General features: G+C 71.4%; 1 protein-coding gene. It reads left to right on the forward strand.

Translation table 11 applies throughout. From position 1 onward, the window contains the following. Window positions 1-203 (forward strand): hypothetical protein (locus RB628_RS42475; protein ID WP_412180819.1); only part of this gene is annotated, 203 nt, incomplete at both ends.

Raw genomic sequence — 203 nt, forward strand, 5'->3', positions numbered from 1 at the left:
GAAGCCGCCACGGTCACCGCGGTCGTCGCTCCGGCCACGGAACCCGCCACGGTCGTCATCACGACGGAAGCCAGAACGCTCGCCGTCCCGACGGTCATCGCGCCGGTCGTCCCTGCGGTCGTCACGTCCACGGAAGCCGCCGGCGGCGGCGGGACGGCCACCACGATCGTCACCACGGTTGTCATCACGACGGAACCCACCAC

This window comes from Streptomyces sp. ADMS (assembly GCF_033441795.1).
Lineage (GTDB): Bacteria > Actinomycetota > Actinomycetes > Streptomycetales > Streptomycetaceae > Streptomyces.